We start from the raw sequence: 21,376 nt of genomic DNA on the forward strand, positions 1-21,376 counted from the left end.
GATTGCAGACGCGGGAGCTCGGAGCACCGGGCTGAGAGGGCGCTGACCGCCGTACACGGATGAGTACGGCAGCTGCTTGCGCCGACCGCACGAACCTGACCGGGTAATGCCGGCGTAGGGAGAAGTGGGTCTCATGACCATGCACGAAGCAGCGCAGCAGTCTGTCCCCGACAGCGCCCCCAGCTCCACCCCCAGCACCGCCCCCTCCAGCACGGGTACCGGATACCCGACGCCTGCCTGGCGCAAGGCGTACCGCAGCGGCTCACGCCCCGACCTGCGCGTTCCCTACCGGGAGGTCCAGCTCAGCAACGGCCGAACCGTCCCGCTGTACGACACTTCCGGCCCGTACACCGACCCGGCGTACGTGGCCGACGTCCGGCGCGGGCTGCCGCCGCTGCGCGAGGGCTGGATCAGCCAGCGCGGTGACGTCGAGGAGTACCACGGGCGCGAGGGACGGCCCGAGGACGATGGGCTCAAGCACACCTCGCCGCGCGGCGGCCTGGCCAACCTGGACGCGGTCTTCCCCGGCCGCCCGCGCCGCCCCCGGCGTGGCCGCGACGGCGCGCCGGTGACCCAGCTCGCCTACGCGCGGCGCGGAACGGTCACCGCCGAGATGGAGTTCGCGGCGCTCCGGGAGGGGATGGATCCGGAGGTGGTCCGCGCGGAGATCGCCGCCGGGCGCGCTGTCCTGCCGGTGAACGTGAACCACCCCGAGGTCGAGCCGATGCTGATCGGCAGCCGCTTCCTGGTGAAGATCAACGCCAACATCGGCAACTCGGCGGTCACCTCCTCCATCGAGGAGGAGGTCGAGAAGATGTCCTGGGCCACGCGTTGGGGAGCGGACACCGTCATGGACCTCTCCACCGGCCGCAACATCCACACCACCCGCGAGTGGATCCTGCGCAACTCGCCGGTGCCGATCGGCACCGTCCCGCTCTACCAGGCACTGGAGAAGGTCGACGGGAAGGCGGAGGAGCTGTCCTGGGAGGTCTACCGGGACACCGTCATCGAGCAGTGCGAGCAGGGCGTCGACTACATGACCGTGCACGCGGGCGTGCTGCTGCGCTACGTGCCGCTGACGGCCCGTCGCAAGACCGGCATCGTTTCGCGCGGCGGCTCGATCATGGCCGCCTGGTGTCTGGCGCACCATCAGGAGAACTTCCTCTACACCAACTTCGAGGAACTCTGCGACATCCTGCGCGCGTACGACGTCACCTACTCGCTGGGTGACGGGCTGCGCCCGGGGTCGATCGCGGACGCCAACGACGAGGCGCAGTTCGCCGAGCTGACGACGCTCGGAGAGCTGGGCAGGATCGCGCGGTCGAGGGACGTGCAGGTGATGATCGAGGGCCCGGGACATGTCCCGATGCACAAGATCAAGGAGAACATGGACCTGCAGAAGGAGATCTGCGACGAGGCCCCCTTCTACACGCTCGGCCCGCTGACCACGGACGTCGCACCCGGCTACGACCACATCACCTCGGGCATCGGCGCAGCGATGATCGCCTGGTGGGGCACGGCGATGCTCTGCTACGTCACCCCCAAGGAACACCTGGGCCTGCCCAACCGGGACGACGTCAAGACCGGCGTGATCACCTACAAGATCGCCGCCCACGCCGCCGACCTTGCCAAGGGCCACCCGAGCGCCCAGGACTGGGACGACGCCCTCTCGGACGCCCGCTTCGAGTTCCGCTGGGAGGACCAGTTCAACCTGGCCCTCGACCCGGAGACCGCCCGCGAGTTCCACGATGAGACGCTCCCGGCCGAGCCCGCGAAGACGGCGCATTTCTGCTCCATGTGCGGACCGAAGTTCTGCAGCATGAAGATTTCCAGAACCATAGCCGAGCGTTTTGGTGGCGAGATGGGCCTGAACAGCGACGATGATGTTGAGGCGGGGATGCGCGCCAAGTCTGCGGAGTTCGCAGCTTCCGGCAATCGTGTCTACCTGTCCCTTGCGGACTGATCTACACAGACGAGTCGGCACCCGGGATGAGCCGCGGGTGCCGATCTCGTATTCGGGGACTCCCCCGGTTGTTCAAGCGGCGAGCAAGGTGCGGGCACGCTCGTTGAAGTCGGCGACGGAGAGTGCTGCCCGAAGGGGATCATCCTGCGACGGTCCTGGACGGCCTCGATGCAGCGAGGGGACTTCACGGACCGATGAAGTCACAAGCTGGGGCGCGTCACGCCCAAGATGGCAGGCCCGACGCCAGGCGGCGCTCAGTTGGGAAGGGCTCCCAACTGCCGGAGCATTCCCAGATCGTCGCGGATCGCCCACCGCTCGGCGATCCGGCCGTCCGCGATCCGATATGCGAAGGCCACGTCCCGCGCGTAGTTCCCGCTCTGGGCTGGGAACCCGAAGAGGTTCCCTCCCTTCCAATGCCCGCTTCGGACCCCGAACTGCACCACCAGGTCACCCTCGGCGACCACATACGACGAGTCAAAGTGGTCGTTCTCGAAGAGCTGGGCCATCGTTGTCAGAAACTCGCGGGTACCAGCGAGCCCGGCCGGCCGCCCCGGGGCCAACGCGTGATTGACCATGTCCGGCGTGCACAGCTCGTCCAGCCGCTCCACGTCCCTGGCGGCCACAAGCTCCTCGAACCGCTTCACCACCCGCTTGTTGTCCTCGATGCCCATGGCTCCTACTTCTGCCGCGAAGGTGTCGTCCAGCAGCCGACCACTTTTGAGGGCGTCACGCCAGAGAGGCTGGTCCATCCGGAGGAGAGCGAGGTTGGTGCTCGCCCTCCAACGCCAAAGAGCGCGCGGAAGAATGCACGCCACAGACCGATGAATGTCACGCCCTTGCGGCGCTGACGGAAGCCGAACAGCAGCATGCGATGTCCTGCCGCCGCCCGTCAATTAGCCAGTAACGACGTTGAATGCTGGGAACACCTTCGGCTGCGGAGCGGTAACTCCGAGGTCCTGCAGGATCGGGACGATGATCTCGCCGAATTTGGCGAAGGATTCCTCAGAGTCCCAGACGTCCGCCACGTACCAACCGGTCGGACTGGGGCCTGAGATGTGGGCGATAAGGCCAGGAACCGGCCAGTCCGAGCTAGCCTTGACCAGGCCGCGTCCCTTGTTCAGTTTGTTCGTCGCTGCTTCGTACTGGGCCTGGGTCATGCCGGGAAGGTCAAACACAGCGATGATCGCCATGATCACTCCGTCTCGTTGAGGGTTCTGTGGGTCATCCCAGTTGACCGTCTCGACCAGCCGACCGCGCGGTGAGGAGTGCCGTCCGGGGGAACGGCACCGTCGCAACACCTGGAGCCGGGCGCGGCGCGCTGGGAGCCGGCAGCTACCCGGCACCGCGGGAGCCCCAGTCGCGGAAGCCGGGGCTTCCGCGGCCTTGGCTCTCTGGTCGGTGCCGGTGGCGGACAGGGCTCCGGTGCGGGTGACGAACTGCTCCACGTCACGGCGGTGCGGGCCTGGCGGTCGCGCACATAGCTGCCCCGGCCCTGCTGCACGTCAATGAGGCCCTCGGTGCGCAGTGGTGAAGCAGCAGATACACACGAGCTCGCTGTCCTCGTCAATGTTGCCGCAGCATCACTCGAATGCCTCGCTCTCAATCCGCGATCGCGCGAATCGGCATGCCTACGGTGTTATTGGCATATTCCGGGCGCATGGCTCTCCGGCGAGAGCGGACACTGAAAGGTCTTTTTTCTCGCGAAATTCTTCCTGTGCGCCTCGGGGACTAGTGCCTATTGGCAACAGAACTCGATCCACCGAACTCTCCTGAAGGAGTTAAGGCGCCTTGACGAAAGCAATCCGCGCTGCCGCGCCCCATCGGCGCGCAATCAATGCCTGGGCCGCTTCGGTCCTCACGCTTACCCTCGCTGTCAGCTGGACAAGCCTGAGTCAGATCGGCGCGCACGCGATCGGCGTAGCTGTTCCACTCGGAACGGCGAGCAGCTTCGCGGTCCTCGGAGGCCAGTCGGTCACGAACACCGGACCTTCCACGATCAACGGGGATGTCGGCGTGAGCCCCGGTACCTCCGTCACCGGCTTCCCCCCCGGTACGGTGAACGGAGTCACGCACTCCGCGGATTCCGTTGCGCTTCAGGCTCAGTCGGATCTGACCACCGCGTACAACAATGCTGCGGGTCAGGCATCGGATGCGAGCGTCACGGGCGACCTCGGGGGCCGGACACTGTCGCCAGGCGTCTACACCGCTTCGTCCTCAATCGGACTCACGGGCACGCTGACGCTTGACGCGCACGGCGACCCGAACGCCGTCTTCATCTTCCAGATCGGGTCGACCCTGACGACGGCCTCCGCCAGCCAGGTGCTTCTGGTCAATGGCGCCGCGCCGTGCAACGTCTTCTGGAAGGTGGGCAGCTCCGCGACGATCGGGACCAACTCCATCTTCGTGGGCAACATCCTGGCCCTCACGTCGATCTCGGCGACCACCGGGGCGACCATCGACGGCCGGGCACTGGCCCGAAACGGGTCGGTCACGCTGGACACCAACACCATCACCCGCGAGACCTGTGCGACCGGCAGCACCAGCGGTGGCACGACGGCGGGCACGACGGGTGGGACGACGGCGGGCACGACTGCTGGAACGACGGCGGGTACGACGGGTGGGACGACGGCGGGCACGACCGCTGGAACGACGGCGGGTACGACGGGTGGGACGACGGCGGGCACGACCGCTGGAACGACGGCGGGCACGACGGGTGGGACGACGGCGGGCACGACCGCTGGAACGACGGCGGGCACGACAGGTGGGACGACGGCGGGCACGACGGCGGGCACGACGGGTGGGACGACCGCGGGCACGACCGCTGGCACGACGGCCGGAACGACGGGCGGGACGACGGGCGGGACGACCGCAGGCACGACCGCTGGCACGACGGCCGGAACGACGGGCGGGACGACCGCAGGCACGACCGCTGGCACGACCGCAGGCACGACCGCAGGCACGACGGGTGGGACGACCGCGGGCACGACCGCTGGAACGACGGCCGGGACGACCGGTGGTCCGTCAGTTGGAGGAGGCCACCATCACCACCACCACGGTGGTCATCACCACCATCACGGTGGAGGTCGGCCTCCCGTTGGCCCGGTGGGAGCTGGACTCGGTGGCAGCATCTCCGGACCGGACGTGACCGATATCACCGTCGGTGCGTCTCTGTTGGGCCTGGCGACCCTCGGCGCGGGTGTCCTCTTCGCCCGCCGACGTGGCGCGGGTGACTCCCGCTCCTGACGTCCGATCTGACAAGCCTGTGGCCGGCCGCCCCTTGGGACGGAGCGTTGTCCCAAGGGGCGGCCGCAGGTTGAACGCGGGAGCGTGCTGCTGACGCCCCCGCACATCTCGCAAGCGACGCTCAGCGGGTCGGAGCGGCGCGCCGGCAGACCCACAAAGAGGACGAGATGAGCAGGAGCGACACCGACCACGACCGCGCGAGGAAGGGATTTTCGGCGGAAGGGGATGGAGGGCCAGTACCAGGCCTGCCCTCGCCTGGACCCATGTCCCAGCCCTCGGAGGTGAAGGAAGCAGCCGACGGCGAGGACACGGGCTCGCCTCCGCCGCTGTCCCGACCGGCGAGGCTGGTGGTCGCCCTCGCGGTCGCTGCGTGTGTCACGACAGCCATCGTGCACGTGTGTCTGGTGTTTCTGTACGTCGCGCCCTCCAACACTGTGTCCCAGCGATACGCGCAGCAGATCAACGCGTGGATCTATCCCTATTTCGAGCAGAACTGGCAGTTGTTCGCCCCGGACCCGCAGTACGCCCAGCCGCAGATCTCGGCGCGGGTGGCCACAACGTCTCCCAACGGTGCCCGGAAGGTCGGAGATTGGGTCGACCTGACTGCCGTTGACGTCGCCGAAGTGAGGGACAACCCCTTCCCCAGCCACACAGCCCAGAACATGTTGCGACGGGCATGGGCCGCCTATGCCGACGCCCACGGCACTGGCGGCTCGTCCGACTCGGAGCGCGCCCGCATGCTTCAGGCATACCTCCTCAACATCGCCACCGAGCGCGTGGCCGATCAGAGCAACCGTGCTTTCGACGCCGTTCAGTTGCGCGTCGTGGTCAATCCGATCGCGCCCGAGGCGCGTGCCGCTGGAGGGGCTCCTCCCGTCGCGGCCTCCAATATCAGGTATCTCCCGTGGTGGCAGGTGACGTCTCTTGATGACTGACCAGGAACTCGACGTGCGTTCCCCCCGAGGAACGGTGCCCAGCGCGGTGCCTCCGTTTCCGGCCCCTGTCTCTCGGGTGATCACTTTCCTGACCGAACGAGCGATGTCGCTCCACGCGGCTGCCGTGCTGCGGATCGGCTACGGGATGCTGTACCTGGCGTTCCTGCTACGTGAGTTCCCGCACCGAGACGAGATCTGGGGGCCCGGGTCGCCCTGGACCCCGGACCTCGCGCGCGAACTGTTCGGCAGCACCGGCTGGTTCAGCATCCTCACCTTGTCCGACCGGCCCGCCTATTTCGAGGCCTGCTACGCACTGGCACTGGTCACCTCCGCCTTGTTCATGCTGGGCTGGCGCACACGGGCGGTATCCGTTCTGTTCGCGCTCGTGGTGACGTCCTTTCACGGCCGGGACATCTTCATGACGGACGGAGGGGACAACCTCATCGTCCTGATGGCCGAGTACCTCATGTTCACGGCCTGCGGTCGGCGTTGGTCCTTGGACGCCCGCCGGGACTCCCGCCGCGCGGTCGGGTCACCGAACCGCCGAGTGCCACCGTCCGCAGGGCAGCAGGCTGTCCTGGTCCGGCAGCGACTGAGCGCGCTGGTGCACAACTGCGGCATGTTCGTCATTGCGGCCGAGGTCTGTTTCCTCTACGGATCCGCCGGCCTGTACAAGGTGCAGGGATACCTGTGGCGCAACGGCACAGCGCTGCACTACGTCCTCGGGCTCGACCTGTTTCGGCCCTGGCCCGAGCTCTCCCACCTGGCCGACCAGCATCCGATCCTCGTTGCGATCGTCGGGTACATGACGGTGCTGGTCCAGGTGGCCTTTCCGTTCGTCCTCTTCAGCAGGCTCAAGTACGTGGTCCTGGGCCTGCTGATCGGCATGCACCTCGGGATCGCCGTCTTCCTGGGGCTTCCGGTGTTCTCCGGCGCGATGATCATTGCTGACGCCGTGTTCCTGCCGGACCGTGTCCTCCTGTCCCTCGAACGGGGCGGGTGGAAATTCGGCGGAAGGATCTTGCGCGGCATCATGCCGACACGTGAGGAACCCTCCCGTTCGACCTCGATTCCTCGGCCAGGGCTTCCAGAGGAGATGACCCACCGAAGCCCGATGTAGACCGCTGTCCCTCAGCCGCCCGACTCTGTGGCCCGGAGGATTTCCGGGGAGTCCGGGCGGTGGGCGCAGGTCTTGTCGGCGGGAGCGGAGCGCGGGAGTCCGGACGGTGGATATTCGGGCGGGGCACGGTCCGGGGCCGCCTACCCTGGGGGCATGAAGATTGGAATTGTGGGTGCCACGGGCCAGGTCGGCGGGGTTCTGCGACGGATCCTCGAGGAGCGGGACTTCCCGGTGACGGAGCTGCGGCTGTTCGCCTCGGCGCGGTCGGCGGGGAAGCAGCTGCCGTGGAAGGACGGGACGGTGACGGTGGAGGACGCGGACACCGCCGACTACAACGGCCTGGAGATCGTCATCTTCTCCGCCGGGAAGACGGCCGCGCTCGCGCTCGCGCCCAAGGTCGCCGCCGCCGGCGCCGTGGTGATCGACAACTCCTCCGGGTGGCGCTCGAACCCGCAGGTCCCGCTCGTGGTGTCCGAGGTCAACCCGCACGCGATCGCGGACCGCCCGCTCGGCATCATCGCCAACCCCAACTGCACCACCATGGCGGCCATGCCGGTGCTGCGTCCGCTTCACGACGAGGCGGAGCTCACCGCGTTGGTCGTCGCCACGTACCAGGCGGTGTCCGGCAGCGGGCTCAGTGGCGTCGCCGAGCTGCAGGGCCAGATCGACGCGGTCGGGCCGAAGGCCAGCGAGCTCACCCACGATGGTGCGGCGGTGGAGTTCCCCGAGCCCAAGCAGTACCTGCGTCCGATCGCGTTCAACGTGCTGCCGCTCGCCGGGTCGATCGTGGACGACGGCCTGAACGAGACCGACGAGGAGCAGAAGCTCCGCAACGAGAGCCGGAAGATCCTCGAGATCCCGGAGCTCAAGGTGTCCGGGACCTGCGTCCGGGTTCCCGTGTTCAGCGGCCACTCGCTGCAGATCAACGCCCGCTTCGCGCGGCCGATCAGCCCCGAGCGGGCCCGCGAGCTGCTCGCGGACGCCCCCGGCGTCGAGCTGTCCGAGATCCCGACACCGCTCCAGGCGGCCGGCCGGGATCCCTCCTACGTGGGACGTATCCGCGCGGACGAGACCGTGGAGCACGGGATCTCGCTGTTCGTGTCCAGCGACAACCTGCGCAAGGGCGCCGCCCTGAACGCCGTGCAGATCGCCGAGTTGGTCGCCGCCGAGCTGAGCGCCACGGCGACGGGCTGACCGCACCCGACCAGCCGCCCCCCGAACACTCGCAGCTACCGCTGCTCCTCCTCGACGTCCGGACGGGCCGAGCCGTCCGCCTCGTCGGCGTTGGGGAGGAAGCGGGAGTGGTTGCGCGGCGGGGGCACCGGCGCGCGCGGAGGCTTCGGCGCCGCCGGAGCGTCGGGAGCCTGCCTGGGGCCGCCGAAGGCGGGACTGGCGAACTCGGGGCTGGAGTAGCCAGGACTACTGAAGTGCGGCTCGGTTTCCTCGGAGGGTTCCACGTCCTCGCCTCGTTCGTTGGTGAGGCGCTCGGGTCCGAGGTGGGAGTAGCCGGGGCTGGTGAAGTGCGGCTCGCCGCCGGCGGAGGGCCCCTCGTCTTCGCCGAGCCCGTTGGTGAGGCGCTCGGGCCCCAGGTCGGGGTAACCGGGTTCGCTGGTGTGGAACGCCGCCCGCTCCCCCTCCGCCATCTCCTCGCCGCGCTCGTTGGTGAGCCGCTCCGGACCGGGGCTGGTGAAGCCGGGGCTGGTGAAACCCAGCCGGGGGCGGGTGCGGACCAGGCTCACCCCGCTCGGGCGCGGCCCCGGAGGCCGGGGGACGGTGCCCAGCTGGGCGAGCAGGTACGGCAGCAGACCCCGGTCCCGCAGTGCGCTGTGCCAGGTGTCTCTGGCCTTGGCCAGTTCCGCGTACAGCTCGGGGTTGCGCCCTTCCGGTGGCGCCGCCGCGTCGCGGGCGGCGGTGAGCAGCAGGCCGATGATGTCGACGGCGATCGACGCCGCGCAGACCACGGCGGCGACCAGCCCGGCGGTCACCAGCGGCTGCCCGAGAGCGACGGATTCCGCGCGCAGGCCGTAGCCGAGCAGCAGCAGCACCAGGGCGCTGAGCCCGGACAGGATCGGCAGCAGTACGGCGATCAGGGCCATCCAGCCGGCGCGCTCGGCGGCGACCAGGGGGCTCTCCGGCTCCTGCCACTGCGCGGGGTCGTCACCGCCGAGGCGCTCCCAGTCGGGGACCGGGGTGGTGCGGCGGGCCTGCTCGCGCAACTCGACGAAGTACGTGTACTCCTCCGCCGCCTCGGCGGAGACGGTGTTGAAGTCGCGCATGGCGCGGGTGTGCAGCTGTTCGGCGTTGGGGCCGGTGGGTGCGCGGCGCAGGGCCGAGCGGACCTGGTCGTTGTGGAGTAGTTCCTCCAGGATCCGTTCGTAGTCGAGTTTGTCCTCGGCCTGCAGGTACGGAGCACTGTCCATCGTTTCCACTCTCATCCCCCGAACGCCCCGTCAGCTGCCGGGTGACGCAGCGCATCATCCGGTGCGGCCCGTTGAGCGGTTCGGGTCGCGGGCCCTGGGCGGATACCTACGATGGTAAGGGGCAGCTCCGACAGGGTGACAGTCTGTTTCCGGAATTTCAGGGACAGGTGGGGCACATGTTGCCTCTGGCACATGCCACTGGCCCGCTCCGGGCACGGAAGGTGACGTCCGTTCAGCCGATGCCCCGTCAGCCGAGCAGCAGCCGATGCTCCGTCAGGCGAGCGGCAGCCGGGCGATCAGCAGCCGGCCCTCACCCTCCATGGTGACGCCGCCGTCCATGGCGACGGCGAGCTCGTCCGCGTACACGTGCGGACCGGTGACGCGGTGGGCAGGGCGGCCGTCCTCGGCGGAGGTGTCGCCGAGCAGGTAGGGGATGGGGCTGTGGCCGTGGACGATGCGGTGGCCGCCGAAGGCGTCCAGGAGTTCGTGGGCGGCGCGTGGGCCGTCGTCGCCCCGGAAGGCGAAGCGCTTGGTCATCCGCCGGAAGCAGTCCCACCACTCGTCGCCGTCACCGCGCTGCAGCACGTCGTGGATGGCGTCGTTGACGGCGTCCACCGAGTCGCCGAACTCCAGGTAGGCGGTGGTGTCGGAGTGGACCAGCAGGTGGTCGTCCTCGACCGCCATGGCGGGGAGCCGGGAGAGCCAGGCGACGTGGTGGTCCTCCAGCCGGTCCATGTCGCTGGGCTGGCCGCCGTTGAGCCGCCAGGCGGCGAGGAAGGATGCGGTACCCGCGCTGGACTGGACGGCCTCGTCGCCGTATCGGTCCGCGCCGAGCAGCAGCAGTTCGTGGTTGCCCATCAGCGCGCGGCAGTAGCCACCGGAGGCCGCGGCTTCGGCGGCGAGCTGCATCACCAGGTCGATCACGCCGATGCCGTCGGGACCGCGGTCGGTGAAGTCGCCGAGGAACCAGACCCGGGCGCGGCCCGCCGCCCAGTGGCCCTCGGCGTCGATGAGGCCCTCCCCGTGCAGTCCGTCGAGCAGTTCCTGCAGGTAGCCGTGGATGTCGCCGACGACGTAGAGCGGGCCGTCGCGGAAGCCGTCCTCGTCCTCGTCCGGCAGGACGGCCTCGACCAGCGTCGGAGCGTGGCCGAGCGGATGCGGGTGGTGCGTGGCGACGGCCGACAGGGGGGCGCCGAGTTCGAGGGTCGGCGGGTCGTGCGGCGCGGCCGAGACCGCGTAGCCGGGGCCCTGGGGCGGAGGGGGCGCAAGGGGCGGAGGAGCGAAGGGGGGCGCGGGCGGGCGTTGGGGCGGGGCGAAGAAGTCGTACGTCGTGGACCCGTCGCCCTGCATGATCGCCCCGTCGGGGTGCGCAGGCGTACGGGGGCCTGGGTCCGGCAGGTCAGGCCGGGCGTAGGGGTCCACCGATGTCATTTGCCCATCATAGGAAGCTGCTCTTCGCGGCGTACGCACCTGGGGCGGATCAATCCCACGAGGCGGGTGGGACGATGCGCCGATGGTGCCTGTTTGGGATGGTTTCCGATGGTCGTATGCGGACAGCTCGGAGCTCCTGGGGCCTCCCCTGACCCTCAGTTCGCCCCCGGAACCCAGTCTCCCCCGGAACCCCGGTCTCCCCCCCGACCCTCAGTCCTCGCCGGGAACGCGGGGAGCGCTGACGGTGGTGCGGGTAGGGCGCCGCTGCGAGGAGCGGCGGACGATCAGCTCGGTTGGCATCAGTTGCCCCTCGGGGGTGTCGCCGGCACCGGTGAAGGCTCCGACTCCCTCGATGGCGTCGATGAGCAGGTTGACGACGGTAGTGCCGATGCGCTGGGGCTTCAGGGACAGGGTGGTGATGGGCGGCTCGGTGGTGGCGTAGACGTCGCTCTCGCTGCAGCAGACCAGCAGCAGGTCCTCGGGGACACGAAGGCCGTAGCGGCGCGCGGCGGCGAGCAGGTCGGTGCCGTTGGGGTCGAACAAGCCGTAGACCGCGTCGGGGCGGTCGGGCCGGGCGAGCAGTCGGTCGGCGGCGACGGCGCCGGCGCACGGGTCGTGCGCCGGGTACGCCTCGTACACGGGTTGCTGGCCCACGCGGTGGCACCAGCCGAGGTACGCCTCGGTGCTGAGGCGGGTATAGGTGTCGGTGCTGGTGCCGGTGAGCAGGCCGATCCGGCGCGCCCCCGCCTCGGCGAGGTGCTCCAGGATCTCCAGGACGGCACTGGTGTGGTCGTTGTCCACCCAGGCGGTGACCGGGCAGTTGCCCGGTTTGCCGTCGCTGACCACCGGCAGGCCCTGCCGGTAGAGCTCGGCGACCATGGGGTCATGGTCGGCGGGGTCGATCACCACAGTGCCGTCCAGGGCGACGTTGCCCCAGACGTCGTGCCGGGAGGCGGCGGGCAGGACTACCAGGGCGTAGCCGCGGGTGAGCGCGGCGGAGGTGGCGGCTCGGGCCATCTCGGCGAAGTAGGCGAACTCGGTGAAGGTGAAGGGTTCCTGGCCGTAGGTGGTGACCGTGAGGCCGATCAGGCCGGAGCGCCCGGTGCGTAGGGTGCGCGCGGCGGCGGATGGGCGGTAGCCGAGTCGCTCGGCGACCTCCCTGACCTTGCTGCGGGTCTCGTCGGGGAGTCTGCCCTTGCCGTTGAGGGCGTCCGAGACCGTGGTGATGGACACTCCCGCGGCGGCGGCGACGTCCCTGATGCCGGCGCGCTCCATCCGCCGGGCGTGGGTGGACCGCCGGCCGCTCTGGTTGGCTGCTGCTGCTGTCATGTCCGACCGATCGTAGGGCTCAGCAGTGTCGGTAGGAGACGGTCTGAGGGGGTTCGTCGCAGATACGTTTCTCCATGAGCATTTGTGCTCTTTACCCGTACTGCGATGACCATTTGGTTGGCATTGCCTGCGTTTCGTCCACGCACCGCTCCTGCCGCCGAAGAAGCGTGCTTGGGAAGCGGGTGGAACATGTCACTCGCACGGGTGAGATATCGCCGATCGGCTCGTATGGTGATCTCGACCGAGTGCATGGCGAAGAAACGCGAAGGAAGACCACGGTGAGCGAGACTCCACTGCCGCAGCAGGGCCCCCGCCTGCGGGAAGCCCTCCGGGGCATCCCCGCGTACAAGCCCGGCAAGCCGGCGCAGGGCGCCGACGGCGCGCCTGCGTACAAGCTCTCGTCCAACGAGAACCCGTATCCGCCGCTGCCCGGCGTGCTCGACGCCGCCGTCACCGCCGCCGACAGCTTCAACCGCTACCCGGACATGGGCTGCGGCGCGCTGATCGCGGAGCTCGCCGAGCACTTCGGCGTCCCCGAGGCCCACATCGCCACCGGCACCGGTTCGGTCGGCGTCGCCCAGTCGCTGATCCAGGCCACCGCCGGCCCCGGCGACGAGGTGGTGTACGCGTGGCGCTCGTTCGAGGCGTACCCGATCATCACCCAGATCAGCGGCGCGACCTCGGTCCGGGTCCCGCTGACCGACGGCGACGTGCACGACCTGGACGCCATGCTCGCGGCGGTCACCGAGCGCACCCGGCTGATCTTCGTCTGCAACCCGAACAACCCCACTGGGACAGCCGTCCGCCGGGCCGAGCTCGAACGCTTCTTGGACGCGGTGCCCGGCGACGTCCTGATCGTCCTGGACGAGGCCTACCGCGAGTTCGTGCGCGACGCCGACGTGCCTGACGGGATCGAGCTCTACCGGGACCGCCCGAACGTGTGCGTGCTGCGGACCTTCTCCAAGGCCTACGGCCTGGCCGGGCTGCGGGTCGGCTTCGCGATCGCGCACGAGCCGGTGGCCGCCGCACTGCGGCAGACCGCGGTGCCGTTCGGCGTCAGCCAGATCGCCCAGGACGCGGCCGTCGCCTCGCTGCGCGCGGAGGACGAGTTGCTGGTGCGCGTGGCCGGGCTGGTCGAGGAGCGCGGCAGGGTCGCCGGTGCGCTGGCGGCACAGGGCTGGACGGTGCCCGACTCGCAGGCCAACTTCGTCTGGCTGCGGCTCGGCGAGCGGACCATGGACTTCGCCGCGGCCTGCGAGGCGGCGGGCGTGGTGGTCCGGCCCTTCGCGGGCGAGGGCGTCCGGGTGACCATCGGCGAGACCCAGGCCAACGACCTGTTCCTGCAGGCGGCGGAGCTGTTCCGCAAGCAGGTCTGAGCGGCGCGGGGACAGCCGCACGGAAGCGGGTCGGCGGTAGCGCCGACCCGCTTTCGTGCGCTCAGGCGCTCGGGCTGGCCGAGGCTCCGGGGGAGCGGGTGCCGCGCGTGGGGAGCAGCGCCTTGCAGATCGTGTACGCGGCGGCGGTCTTGGGGTCCGCGGTGTTCAGGGCGCGCAGGCCGCCGTTCGCGGGGAGCGTCACGCCGTGGTCCTTCATGCAGCTGGTGAAGGCGGCGAGGGCGGTGCTGTTGAAGTTGCCGCCGCCGCGGCCTCCGCTGGGACGCAGCGAGGCGCACGCCTTCATCGCGGCCTGCGTGGCCGGGTCGGCCGAGGCACCGGCTCCGCCGAAGCCGCCGAAGCCGCCGAAGCCGCCACCGTAACCACCGCCGCCGCCCGCACCGCCGCTGGGCCGGTCCGTCGGACGTCCGCTGGGCCTGCCGGTGGGCAGAGTGACTCCGTGCTGGCTGAGGCACTGGCGGTACGCCGAGAACTGCGCACCGCCCGAGGAGGAGGACGAGGGTTGGGCCGCCGACGTCTTGGCAGTCGCCGAGGAGCAGCCGGACAGGAGCAGCGCGCCGAGGCTGAGGACTCCGGCTGCGGCTAGGGCACGAGGGTGGAGGGCGGTCATGACGCTAGACCGAACCGCACCGGGGTGGAGGATGCCTGGGCGAAAGCTGGCAACTTCCTGGTAGTTGTCGATCGCCGGAGGTGTCGGACCTGGAGTCGAGTGGACCTTATGCCCGCTTTCGTCCGTGTTTCACGGGCCCGGAACCGATTGCCGCGCTCGGTGAACTCCCAGATCTCTCCCAGAGGTTGGCCGGGGGATCGGGCCAGTCTGTGCGCCATGAAGGTGCTCCCACGACGGCGCAGGGCCGTCCTGTTGAACTCCGTACTCGGCCTGGTTCTGATCACCGGCGCGGGTGCCGCGTACGCGACAGTGAACAGCAGTAGCAGTAGCGCGGCCCCGAGCTCCGCACGGACCGCGACGGTGCAGCAGGGAACGGTACTGGCGACGGTCTCCGGCTCGGGTGCGCTGACCTCCCCGACCGACGCGGGTGCCAGCTTCACCACCGGTGGGACGCTCACCGAGGTGGACGTCTCCGCAGGTCAGAAGGTGACCGCGGGCCAGGTCCTGGCCAAGGTGGATCCGACCACGGCGAACGAGACGCTGACCGCGGCGAATGCGTCGCTGGCGTCCGCGCAGGCCAACCTGACCAATGTCGAGAGCGGTCAGAGCTCGACCGGCAGCAGCAGTAGCAACAGCAACGGGGGCGGCACCACCACGAGCTCCACCGGCGGCAGCGGCACGGGTGGCAGCACAGCCGGCAGCACCGGTGGCAGCACCGGTGGCACCGGCCGGAGCGGGGGCACCGGTGGCACTCCCTCCACCAGCCCGAAGCCCACGCCGACGCCGACCGCGACGGCGTCCGCCACCCCCACTCCGAGCCCAAGCTCCACCCGGACCCACAAGGCCGCCACGGCGACGGTCAGCGCCCAGGACGCCGCCTACGTCCAGGCCGCGGCGACCGCCGGCGCCACCCCCACCGTGAACCCGGCCCAGCTCGCCTCGGCCGAGCAGCAGGTCACCACGGCCCAGAACGCCGTCGACGCGGCGCAGCGCGCCGTGACGGGCACCGTGCTGAGGGCCCCGGTCAGCGGCACCGTCGCCTCGGTCGCCGGAAAGGTCGGCCAGACCGTCTCCGGCACGGGCAGCAGTGGCTCGGGCAGCGGTGGCTCGGGCAGCGGGGCCAGCAGCTCGTCGTCCACGACGTCCTCGACCACCCCGACCGGCTTCGTCGTGATCACCAACCCCACGGGCATGGAGGTCGCCGCGGACTTCTCCGAGGCGGACGCGCTGAAGCTGCAGGCCGGCCAGGCCGCCACGGTCACGCTCAACGCGCAGAGCAGCACCGTGCTCAACGCCAAGCTGCTGTCGATCAGTTCGCTGCCGGTCAGCAGTTCCGGCAGCGGGTCCTCGGGCAGCGCGGTGCAGTACGCGGCGCTGCTGTCCATCACCAGCGACACCTCCACCCTCCGCACCGGGCTGAGCGCCAGCGTGCAGGTGGTGACGGGTGAGGCGTCCAACGCCTTGTTCGTGCCGACGGCGGCGATCACCGGCACCGGGGCCAACAGCACCGTGATCATCGTTCAGTCGGACGGTTCCACCCGGCGCCAGAGCGTCACTGTGGGAGTCCAGGGCGACACCGACGTGCAGATCACCAGCGGGGTGACCCTGGGCCAGAAGGTCCAGCTGACGGTGGTCGCCACCAGCGGCTCGGGTGGCTTCCCTGGCGGTGGCTTCCCCGGTGGCGGCGGCGGTCGCACCCGTACCGGCACCGGCGGCGCGGCAGCCGGTCTCACCAGCGGCGGAGGTGGACGCGGATGAGGCGCCGCAGACAGGCAGCGCAGGATCCGCCTGCGCCCGAGCCGCGCGGTCCGGTCCCGATCCTGGCCGTGCGCGGCCTGGTCAAGACCTACGGCCACGGAGACGCCGCAGTGCACGCGCTCGCGGGTCCGCTGGACGCGCAGGGCCGCGAGCAGGGCATCGATCTGACGATCTTCCAGGGCGACTTCGTCGCGATCATGGGGAGTTCCGGTTCCGGCAAGTCGACGCTGATGAACATCCTCGGGTGCCTGGACGCGCCCACCTCCGGGCGCTACCTGCTCGACGGGATCGACGTCGGGGGACTGGACGAGCACCAGCTGTCGCTGGTGCGAAACCGCAAGATCGGGTTCATCTTCCAGTCCTTCAACCTGGTTCCGCGCACCACCGCCGTGGCTCAGGTCGAGCTTCCGCTCGCCTACGCGGGCGTGAAGTCGGCCGAGCGGCGCCGCCGCGCGATGGCGGCGCTGACCCTGGTCGGCCTCGCCGACCGGGCCGACCACCGTCCCCAGGAGCTGTCCGGCGGCCAGCAGCAGCGCGTGGCCGTGGCCCGCGCGCTGGTGACCGCCCCGGCGATGCTGCTGGCGGACGAGCCGACCGGAAACCTGGACAGCCGCAGCACCGACGACGTCCTGGCCATCGTGGACCGGCTCAACGCCGCGGGCCGCACCATCGTCGTCATCACCCACGAGGACGAGGTGGCCCGCCACGCCAAGCGCGTGGTGCGGCTCGTCGACGGCAGGGTCCACTCCGACGTCCGGCAGGCGCCGCTCGAAGGACTTCCGCCCGCGCTGCTGGACCCCGAGGACTTCGCCGTCCACTCGCTGCATATCCAGAACGAGCAGAACGTCCTGACGGGAGGCTCGCGGTGAACCCGTTCCAGACGCTGCGCTTCGCCTTCGGCGGCCTCGCTGCCAACAAGGTGCGCTCCGGCCTCACCATGCTGGGCATCCTGATCGGTGTCGCGGCGGTGATCCTGCTGCTCGCGGTCGGCAACGGCTCCTCGCAGGCGGTGAAGAACTCGATCGAGGCGCTGGGCACCAACGCCCTCACCGTCAGCTCGGGGGCCGGCTCCAGCACCTCCACCGCGACCAGCACCAAGCCGCTCACCGTCGCCGACGCCCGCGCGCTCGCCGACACCACCCAGGCCCCGGACATCAAGGGCATCGCCCCGGAGGTCACCACCTCGCAGACGGCGCTCTACCAGGGCACCTCGCACACCGTCAGCTCGGTGATCGGCACCTACCCGGCGTACTTCGAGGCGTCCAACAGCAAGGTCACCAAGGGCGACTACTTCAGCAACGACGACGTCCTCAACTCCCGCAAGGTCGCCGTCATCGGATCCACCACCGCCACCGACCTGTTCGGCACGGACAGCCCGATCGGCAAGGTGATCACCATCGGCGGAACCCCGTTCACCGTCGTCGGCGAGCTCGCCACCAAGGGCGGCACCGGTTTCCAGGACCCGGACGACGTGGTCATCGCGCCGCTGCCGACCGTGCAGAACGCCTTCACCGGCTTCGGCTCGCTCAACCAGATCCTGATCGAGGCCACTTCGGCGGACGCCACCACCAACGCCCAGAGCGAGATCACCCAGATCCTGATGGGACAGCACGGCATCACCAGCGCCTCCGCCGTGGACTTCCGGATCAGCAGCCAGACCTCGCTGCTCTCCACCCGCAGTTCCACCACGCAGACCTTCACCGTGCTGCTGGGCGCGGTCGCGGCCATCTCACTGCTGGTCGGCGGGATCGGGATCACCAACATCATGCTGGTCACCGTCACCGAACGGACCCGGGAGATCGGCATCCGCAAGGCCATCGGCGCGCCCAAGGGCGTCATCCTGGGACAGTTCCTGGCCGAGTCGACCCTGCTCTCCCTGGTCGGCGGCGGGCTCGGCGTGGCCGCCGCGCTGATCGGGGCGCACTTCACCATCGTCGGCATCAAACCCGTGGTGATCCCGGCCTCGGTGTACGGGGCGTTCGGCATCGCCGTCGCCATCGGACTGTTCTTCGGCAGCTATCCGGCCAGCCGTGCGGCGAGCCTGCGCCCGATCGAGGCGCTGCGCCATGAGTGACCGTCAGAATCCCGAGAGGACAACCCCCATGGCCGGACCACACAGTGATCTCGTCAAGGCTGATCTCGTCAAGGCTGAACTCGTCGAGGCCGATCTCGTCACGGCGGACGACTCGTTCGTCCCCGGCCTGCGCGAGGAGCCGACACGGGAGCTGGACCTGCTGGACGACCGCGACCCGAGCCCGGAGGAGATCCTCGCCGAGGCTCCGGACGCGCGTGACATCGGCGCAGAACTCGCCGCGCCGCCGCGCCGCAAGCTGCCCTGGTTGACCCTGCTGCTCTGCGGCGGGGTGATCGCGGCGGCCGCCTTCGCCGGCGGAGCCATGGTCGAGAAGAACAACCTGTCCGGCAGCACCGCGACCGCGCGCACGAGTGCCGGCGGGTTCACCCGCGGCGGCGCCGGACTCGGCGGCGGCACCGGGGCCCGAACCGGCACCGGGTCGGGCGCCACCATCGGTACCGTCAAGCTCGTCGACGGCAACACCGTCTACGTGACCGACACCTCGGGCAACATCGTCAAGGTCACCACCGGCAGCTCCACCACGGTCAGCATCGCCAAGAGCGGCAAGGTCGGCGACCTGCAGCCGGGGCAGACGGTGACCGTTCGGGGCACCACCAACGCCTCCGGCGACGTCGCCGCGACCACGGTCACCGAGGGCGGCATCAGCCTCGGCGGCGGGGGCTTCGGCGGTGGCGGCTTCGGCGCCGGCAGCGCGCCGGCGAACGGCGGCTGACCAGCGCGTTCATCCGACCCTCATAGAGGCACCGTACGGTGCCCGGCGAGACCCGCGTGCCGGGGGCGTCACCGCTCCCGGCACGCACAGCAACCGACCGTCCCACCCGTCAGGGGCCGCACATGGACAGCACCGAAGCCAGCCTGCTGGTCGTCGACGACGAGCCGAACATCCGCGAGCTGCTCTCCGCCTCGCTGCGCTTCGCAGGCTTCACGGTCTCCTCCGCGGCCTCCGGCGCCGAGGCCGTCGCCGCCGTGGCCAAGCACCGCCCCGACCTGGTGCTGCTCGACGTGATGCTGCCCGACATGGACGGCTTCGCGGTCGTCCGCCGGCTCCGCGACGAGCCGGGCAGCCCGGCCGGACGAGGGGGCGAACGCGACCGCATCCCGGTGATCTTCCTCACCGCCAAGGACGGCGTCGACGACAAGATCAGCGGCCTGACCGCCGGAGGTGACGACTACGTCACCAAGCCTTTCAGCCTCGAAGAGCTGATCGCCCGCATCCGCGCGATCCTGCGTCGCACCGGCGGCCCGGCCGACGCCGGCCGCCTGGTCGTCGCCGACCTGGAGCTGGACCCGGTCGGCCACCAGGTCGTCCGGGCCGGACGGCCGGTCGCTCTGTCGCCCACCGAGTTCAAGCTGCTCGAGTACCTGATGAGCAACACCGGACGGGTCGTGTCCAAGATGCAGATCCTGGACCACGTCTGGGCCTACGACTTCGGCGGGGACCTCAGCATCGTCGAGTCCTATATCTCCTACCTGCGCCGCAAGGTCGACTCGGGAAACGACGGCAGCGCCAAATTGATCCACACGGTCCGCGGAATCGGCTATGTCATTCGTCGCCCGCCTGCGTAGCCGCCTACTCCGGGAGCTGCGCGGCGGCCTCTCCCTGCGCGGACGACTCCTGGTTCTGGCCGTCGCCCTGCTCGCTCTGGGCCTCGCGGTCAGCGACACCCTGGTCCTCGGCACGGTCCGGGTGCAGATGGTGAAGCGGGTGGACGACCAGCTGAGGCGGGCGGCCGCGCCCATGCAGCGGCACCTCGTGGTCGGACAGGCGCCGGAGCACATGGGGATGCCGCGCGGCGGCGCGCTGCCCAGCCAGTTCGTGGTCGCGTTCCGGCAGTCCGACGGCTCCTACACCCCGCTCCAACGCCAGCCGGTGTCCGCGAGCGACCCGCAGCCCAGCCTGCCGCCGCTCACCGACGCGGAGGCCGCCGCTCGCGTGGACAAGCCCTTCACCGTTCCCAGCGACCACGGCGGCGGCACCTGGCGGGTCCTCTACCTGCACATGGACTCGACCAGCTCCGTCGTCCTCGTCGTCGCCTCCTCGATGGACGACACCAACGCCACCCTCGCCAAGCTCGGCGACGGCTTCCTCGCCATCGGCGGCGCGGTGCTCATGCTGCTCGCTCTGGCCGGCTGGTTCGCCGTGCGCGCCGGCCTCAGACCACTCGAACGGATAGAAACCACCGCCACCGAGATCGCCGCAGGCCACCCCCTCTCGCACCGGATGCCCGAGGGCGCCCAGCACACCGAGGTCGGCCGCCTCGCCGGCTCCCTCAACACCATGCTGGAGCAGATCGAGTCGGCCTTCGCCGCCCGCGCCGCCTCCGAGGACCGGATGCGCCGCTTCGTCGCGGACGCCAGCCACGAGCTGCGCACTCCCCTCGCGGGCATCCGCGGCTTCGCCGAGCTCTACCGGATGGGCGCGCTCAGCGAGGACGCCGACATCAAACGCACCATGGCCCGAATCGAGAGCGAGGCCATCCGGATGGGCGGCCTGGTCGAGGACCTGCTGACGCTGGCACGCCTCGACGAGCAGCGTCCGCTCGAACTCGCCCCGATGGACCTGCGTACCCTCGCCGCCGACGCACTGCACGACACCACCGCCCTGGACCCCTCCCGCCCGGTCGCGTTGACCGGCCCCGGCGGCGACTGCGGCCCCGCCGCCGCGCTCGTCCTCGGCGACGAGGCGCGGCTGCGCCAGGTGGTGACCAACCTCGTCGGCAACGCGGTGAAGCACACCCCGCCCGGCAGCCCGGTCCGCATCGGCGTCGGAACCATGGACGGCCACGGCGTGATCGAGGTCGCCGACCACGGCCCCGGCCTGACCCCGGACCAGGCGGCCCGGGTCTTCGAGCGCTTCTACCGGGTCGACTCCTCCCGCAGCCGCCAGGACGGCGGCGGAGCAGGTCTCGGGCTCGCCATCGTGTCCGCCCTGACGACCGCTCACCACGGCGAGGTCCAACTGCTCACCGCTCCCGGCGCGGGTACGGTGTTCCGCATCCGCATCCCCGCGGCGCACTGAGGGGTACCCCCCGTGTAGATCGTCCCTACCTATGGGCGATAATACTTTGTGAATGTGTT

19 protein-coding genes, 1 pseudogene and 1 riboswitch are annotated in these 21,376 nt (G+C 70.1%); of the genes and pseudogenes, 13 read left to right on the forward strand and 7 right to left on the reverse strand.

Annotation, left to right across the window (positions count from 1 at the left end; all coding sequences use genetic code 11):
- Positions 1-139, forward strand: a riboswitch (TPP riboswitch).
- The gene (gene thiC / locus ABIA33_RS17705) at positions 134-1,963 is read left to right on the forward strand and encodes a phosphomethylpyrimidine synthase ThiC (protein WP_370082581.1); all 1,830 of its coding nucleotides are present in this window, start codon (positions 134-136) and stop codon (positions 1,961-1,963) included. Its footprint overlaps the riboswitch before it by 6 nt.
- A 254-nt stretch (positions 1,964-2,217) precedes the next feature.
- On the opposite strand, the gene ABIA33_RS17710 is transcribed toward thiC, so the two are convergent.
- The 3 genes from ABIA33_RS17710 to ABIA33_RS17720 are packed head-to-tail and all read right to left on the reverse strand — an operon-like array spanning position 2,218 to position 3,153.
- Positions 2,218-2,634, reverse strand: a complete 417-nt coding sequence (locus ABIA33_RS17710; RefSeq protein ID WP_370082583.1) for an ester cyclase — start codon at positions 2,632-2,634, stop codon at positions 2,218-2,220.
- 5 nt (positions 2,635-2,639) lie between these two features.
- The gene (locus ABIA33_RS17715) at positions 2,640-2,831 is read right to left on the reverse strand and encodes a hypothetical protein (protein WP_370082585.1); all 192 of its coding nucleotides are present in this window, start codon (positions 2,829-2,831) and stop codon (positions 2,640-2,642) included.
- Between the two features lie 25 nt (positions 2,832-2,856).
- Entirely contained in the window at positions 2,857-3,153 is a 297-nt protein-coding gene (locus tag ABIA33_RS17720; RefSeq protein ID WP_370082587.1) for a hypothetical protein, read from the reverse strand.
- Between the two features lie 823 nt (positions 3,154-3,976).
- On the opposite strand from ABIA33_RS17720, the pseudogene ABIA33_RS17725 reads away from it, so the two are divergent.
- From ABIA33_RS17725 to ABIA33_RS17745, 5 genes and pseudogenes are all read left to right on the forward strand, one after another.
- Positions 3,977-4,417: pseudogene (locus tag ABIA33_RS17725) on the forward strand (ice-binding family protein); the annotation flags it as partial.
- Positions 4,418-4,976: 559 nt separating this feature from the next.
- Positions 4,977-5,108: a hypothetical protein gene (locus tag ABIA33_RS17730; protein ID WP_370082955.1), complete on the forward strand. Its 132-nt coding sequence runs from the start codon at positions 4,977-4,979 to the stop codon at positions 5,106-5,108.
- A 361-nt stretch (positions 5,109-5,469) separates the two neighbouring features.
- Positions 5,470-6,141 carry a DUF5819 family protein gene (locus tag ABIA33_RS17735; protein WP_370082589.1) on the forward strand — a complete coding sequence of 224 codons (672 nt, stop codon included), beginning with the start codon at positions 5,470-5,472 and terminating at the stop codon, positions 6,139-6,141.
- A 103-nt stretch (positions 6,142-6,244) separates the two neighbouring features.
- On the forward strand, positions 6,245-7,261 hold the full coding sequence (locus ABIA33_RS17740) for an HTTM domain-containing protein (protein WP_370082591.1): 1,017 nt from the start codon (positions 6,245-6,247) through the stop codon (positions 7,259-7,261).
- Between the two features lie 153 nt (positions 7,262-7,414).
- Positions 7,415-8,455, forward strand: a complete 1,041-nt coding sequence (locus ABIA33_RS17745; RefSeq protein ID WP_370082594.1) for an aspartate-semialdehyde dehydrogenase — start codon at positions 7,415-7,417, stop codon at positions 8,453-8,455.
- 35 nt (positions 8,456-8,490) lie between these two features.
- Here the strand turns inward: ABIA33_RS17745 and ABIA33_RS17750 are convergent, their stop codons facing one another.
- The 3 genes from ABIA33_RS17750 to ABIA33_RS17760 all read right to left on the reverse strand — a co-directional run bounded on the left by ABIA33_RS17750 (position 8,491) and on the right by ABIA33_RS17760 (position 12,441).
- Positions 8,491-9,681, reverse strand: coding sequence for a hypothetical protein (locus tag ABIA33_RS17750; RefSeq protein WP_370082596.1), 1,191 nt, complete (start codon positions 9,679-9,681; stop codon positions 8,491-8,493).
- 273 nt (positions 9,682-9,954) lie between these two features.
- Positions 9,955-11,112, reverse strand: coding sequence for a metallophosphoesterase (locus ABIA33_RS17755; RefSeq protein ID WP_370082598.1), 1,158 nt, complete (start codon positions 11,110-11,112; stop codon positions 9,955-9,957).
- A gap of 210 nt (positions 11,113-11,322) precedes the next feature.
- Positions 11,323-12,441, reverse strand: a complete 1,119-nt coding sequence (locus tag ABIA33_RS17760) for a LacI family DNA-binding transcriptional regulator (RefSeq protein ID WP_370082600.1) — start codon at positions 12,439-12,441, stop codon at positions 11,323-11,325.
- A gap of 278 nt (positions 12,442-12,719) precedes the next feature.
- Between ABIA33_RS17760 and hisC the strand changes: the two genes are divergently transcribed.
- Positions 12,720-13,817: a histidinol-phosphate transaminase gene (hisC, locus tag ABIA33_RS17765; protein ID WP_370082602.1), complete on the forward strand. Its 1,098-nt coding sequence runs from the start codon at positions 12,720-12,722 to the stop codon at positions 13,815-13,817.
- Between the two features lie 61 nt (positions 13,818-13,878).
- On the opposite strand, the gene ABIA33_RS17770 is transcribed toward hisC, so the two are convergent.
- Positions 13,879-14,445, reverse strand: coding sequence for a hypothetical protein (locus ABIA33_RS17770; RefSeq protein WP_370082604.1), 567 nt, complete (start codon positions 14,443-14,445; stop codon positions 13,879-13,881).
- A gap of 216 nt (positions 14,446-14,661) precedes the next feature.
- On the opposite strand from ABIA33_RS17770, the gene ABIA33_RS17775 reads away from it, so the two are divergent.
- The 6 genes from ABIA33_RS17775 (at position 14,662) to ABIA33_RS17800 (ending at position 21,317) form a co-directional block, all read left to right on the forward strand.
- Positions 14,662-16,203: an efflux RND transporter periplasmic adaptor subunit gene (locus tag ABIA33_RS17775; RefSeq protein WP_370082606.1), complete on the forward strand. Its 1,542-nt coding sequence runs from the start codon at positions 14,662-14,664 to the stop codon at positions 16,201-16,203.
- A complete protein-coding gene (locus ABIA33_RS17780) occupies positions 16,200-17,072 on the forward strand; it encodes an ABC transporter ATP-binding protein (RefSeq protein ID WP_370082608.1) in 873 nt (290 codons plus the stop codon). The genes ABIA33_RS17775 and ABIA33_RS17780 overlap by 4 nt, the downstream gene beginning before the upstream one ends.
- The gene (locus tag ABIA33_RS17785; protein ID WP_370082610.1) at positions 17,069-18,277 is read left to right on the forward strand and encodes an ABC transporter permease; all 1,209 of its coding nucleotides are present in this window, start codon (positions 17,069-17,071) and stop codon (positions 18,275-18,277) included. Before ABIA33_RS17780 ends, ABIA33_RS17785 begins: the two co-directional genes overlap by 4 nt.
- A 28-nt stretch (positions 18,278-18,305) precedes the next feature.
- Complete coding sequence (locus ABIA33_RS17790; protein WP_370082612.1) at positions 18,306-19,010, forward strand: hypothetical protein; 705 nt, start codon at positions 18,306-18,308, stop codon at positions 19,008-19,010.
- A gap of 122 nt (positions 19,011-19,132) precedes the next feature.
- Entirely contained in the window at positions 19,133-19,864 is a 732-nt protein-coding gene (locus ABIA33_RS17795) for a response regulator transcription factor (RefSeq protein ID WP_370082614.1), read from the forward strand.
- The gene (locus ABIA33_RS17800; RefSeq protein ID WP_370082616.1) at positions 19,839-21,317 is read left to right on the forward strand and encodes a sensor histidine kinase; all 1,479 of its coding nucleotides are present in this window, start codon (positions 19,839-19,841) and stop codon (positions 21,315-21,317) included. The genes ABIA33_RS17795 and ABIA33_RS17800 overlap by 26 nt, the downstream gene beginning before the upstream one ends.
- The last annotated feature ends 59 nt before the right edge of the window (positions 21,318-21,376 follow it).

The sequence above is a fragment of the Streptacidiphilus sp. MAP12-16 genome (assembly GCF_041262165.1).
GTDB lineage: Bacteria > Actinomycetota > Actinomycetes > Streptomycetales > Streptomycetaceae > Streptacidiphilus.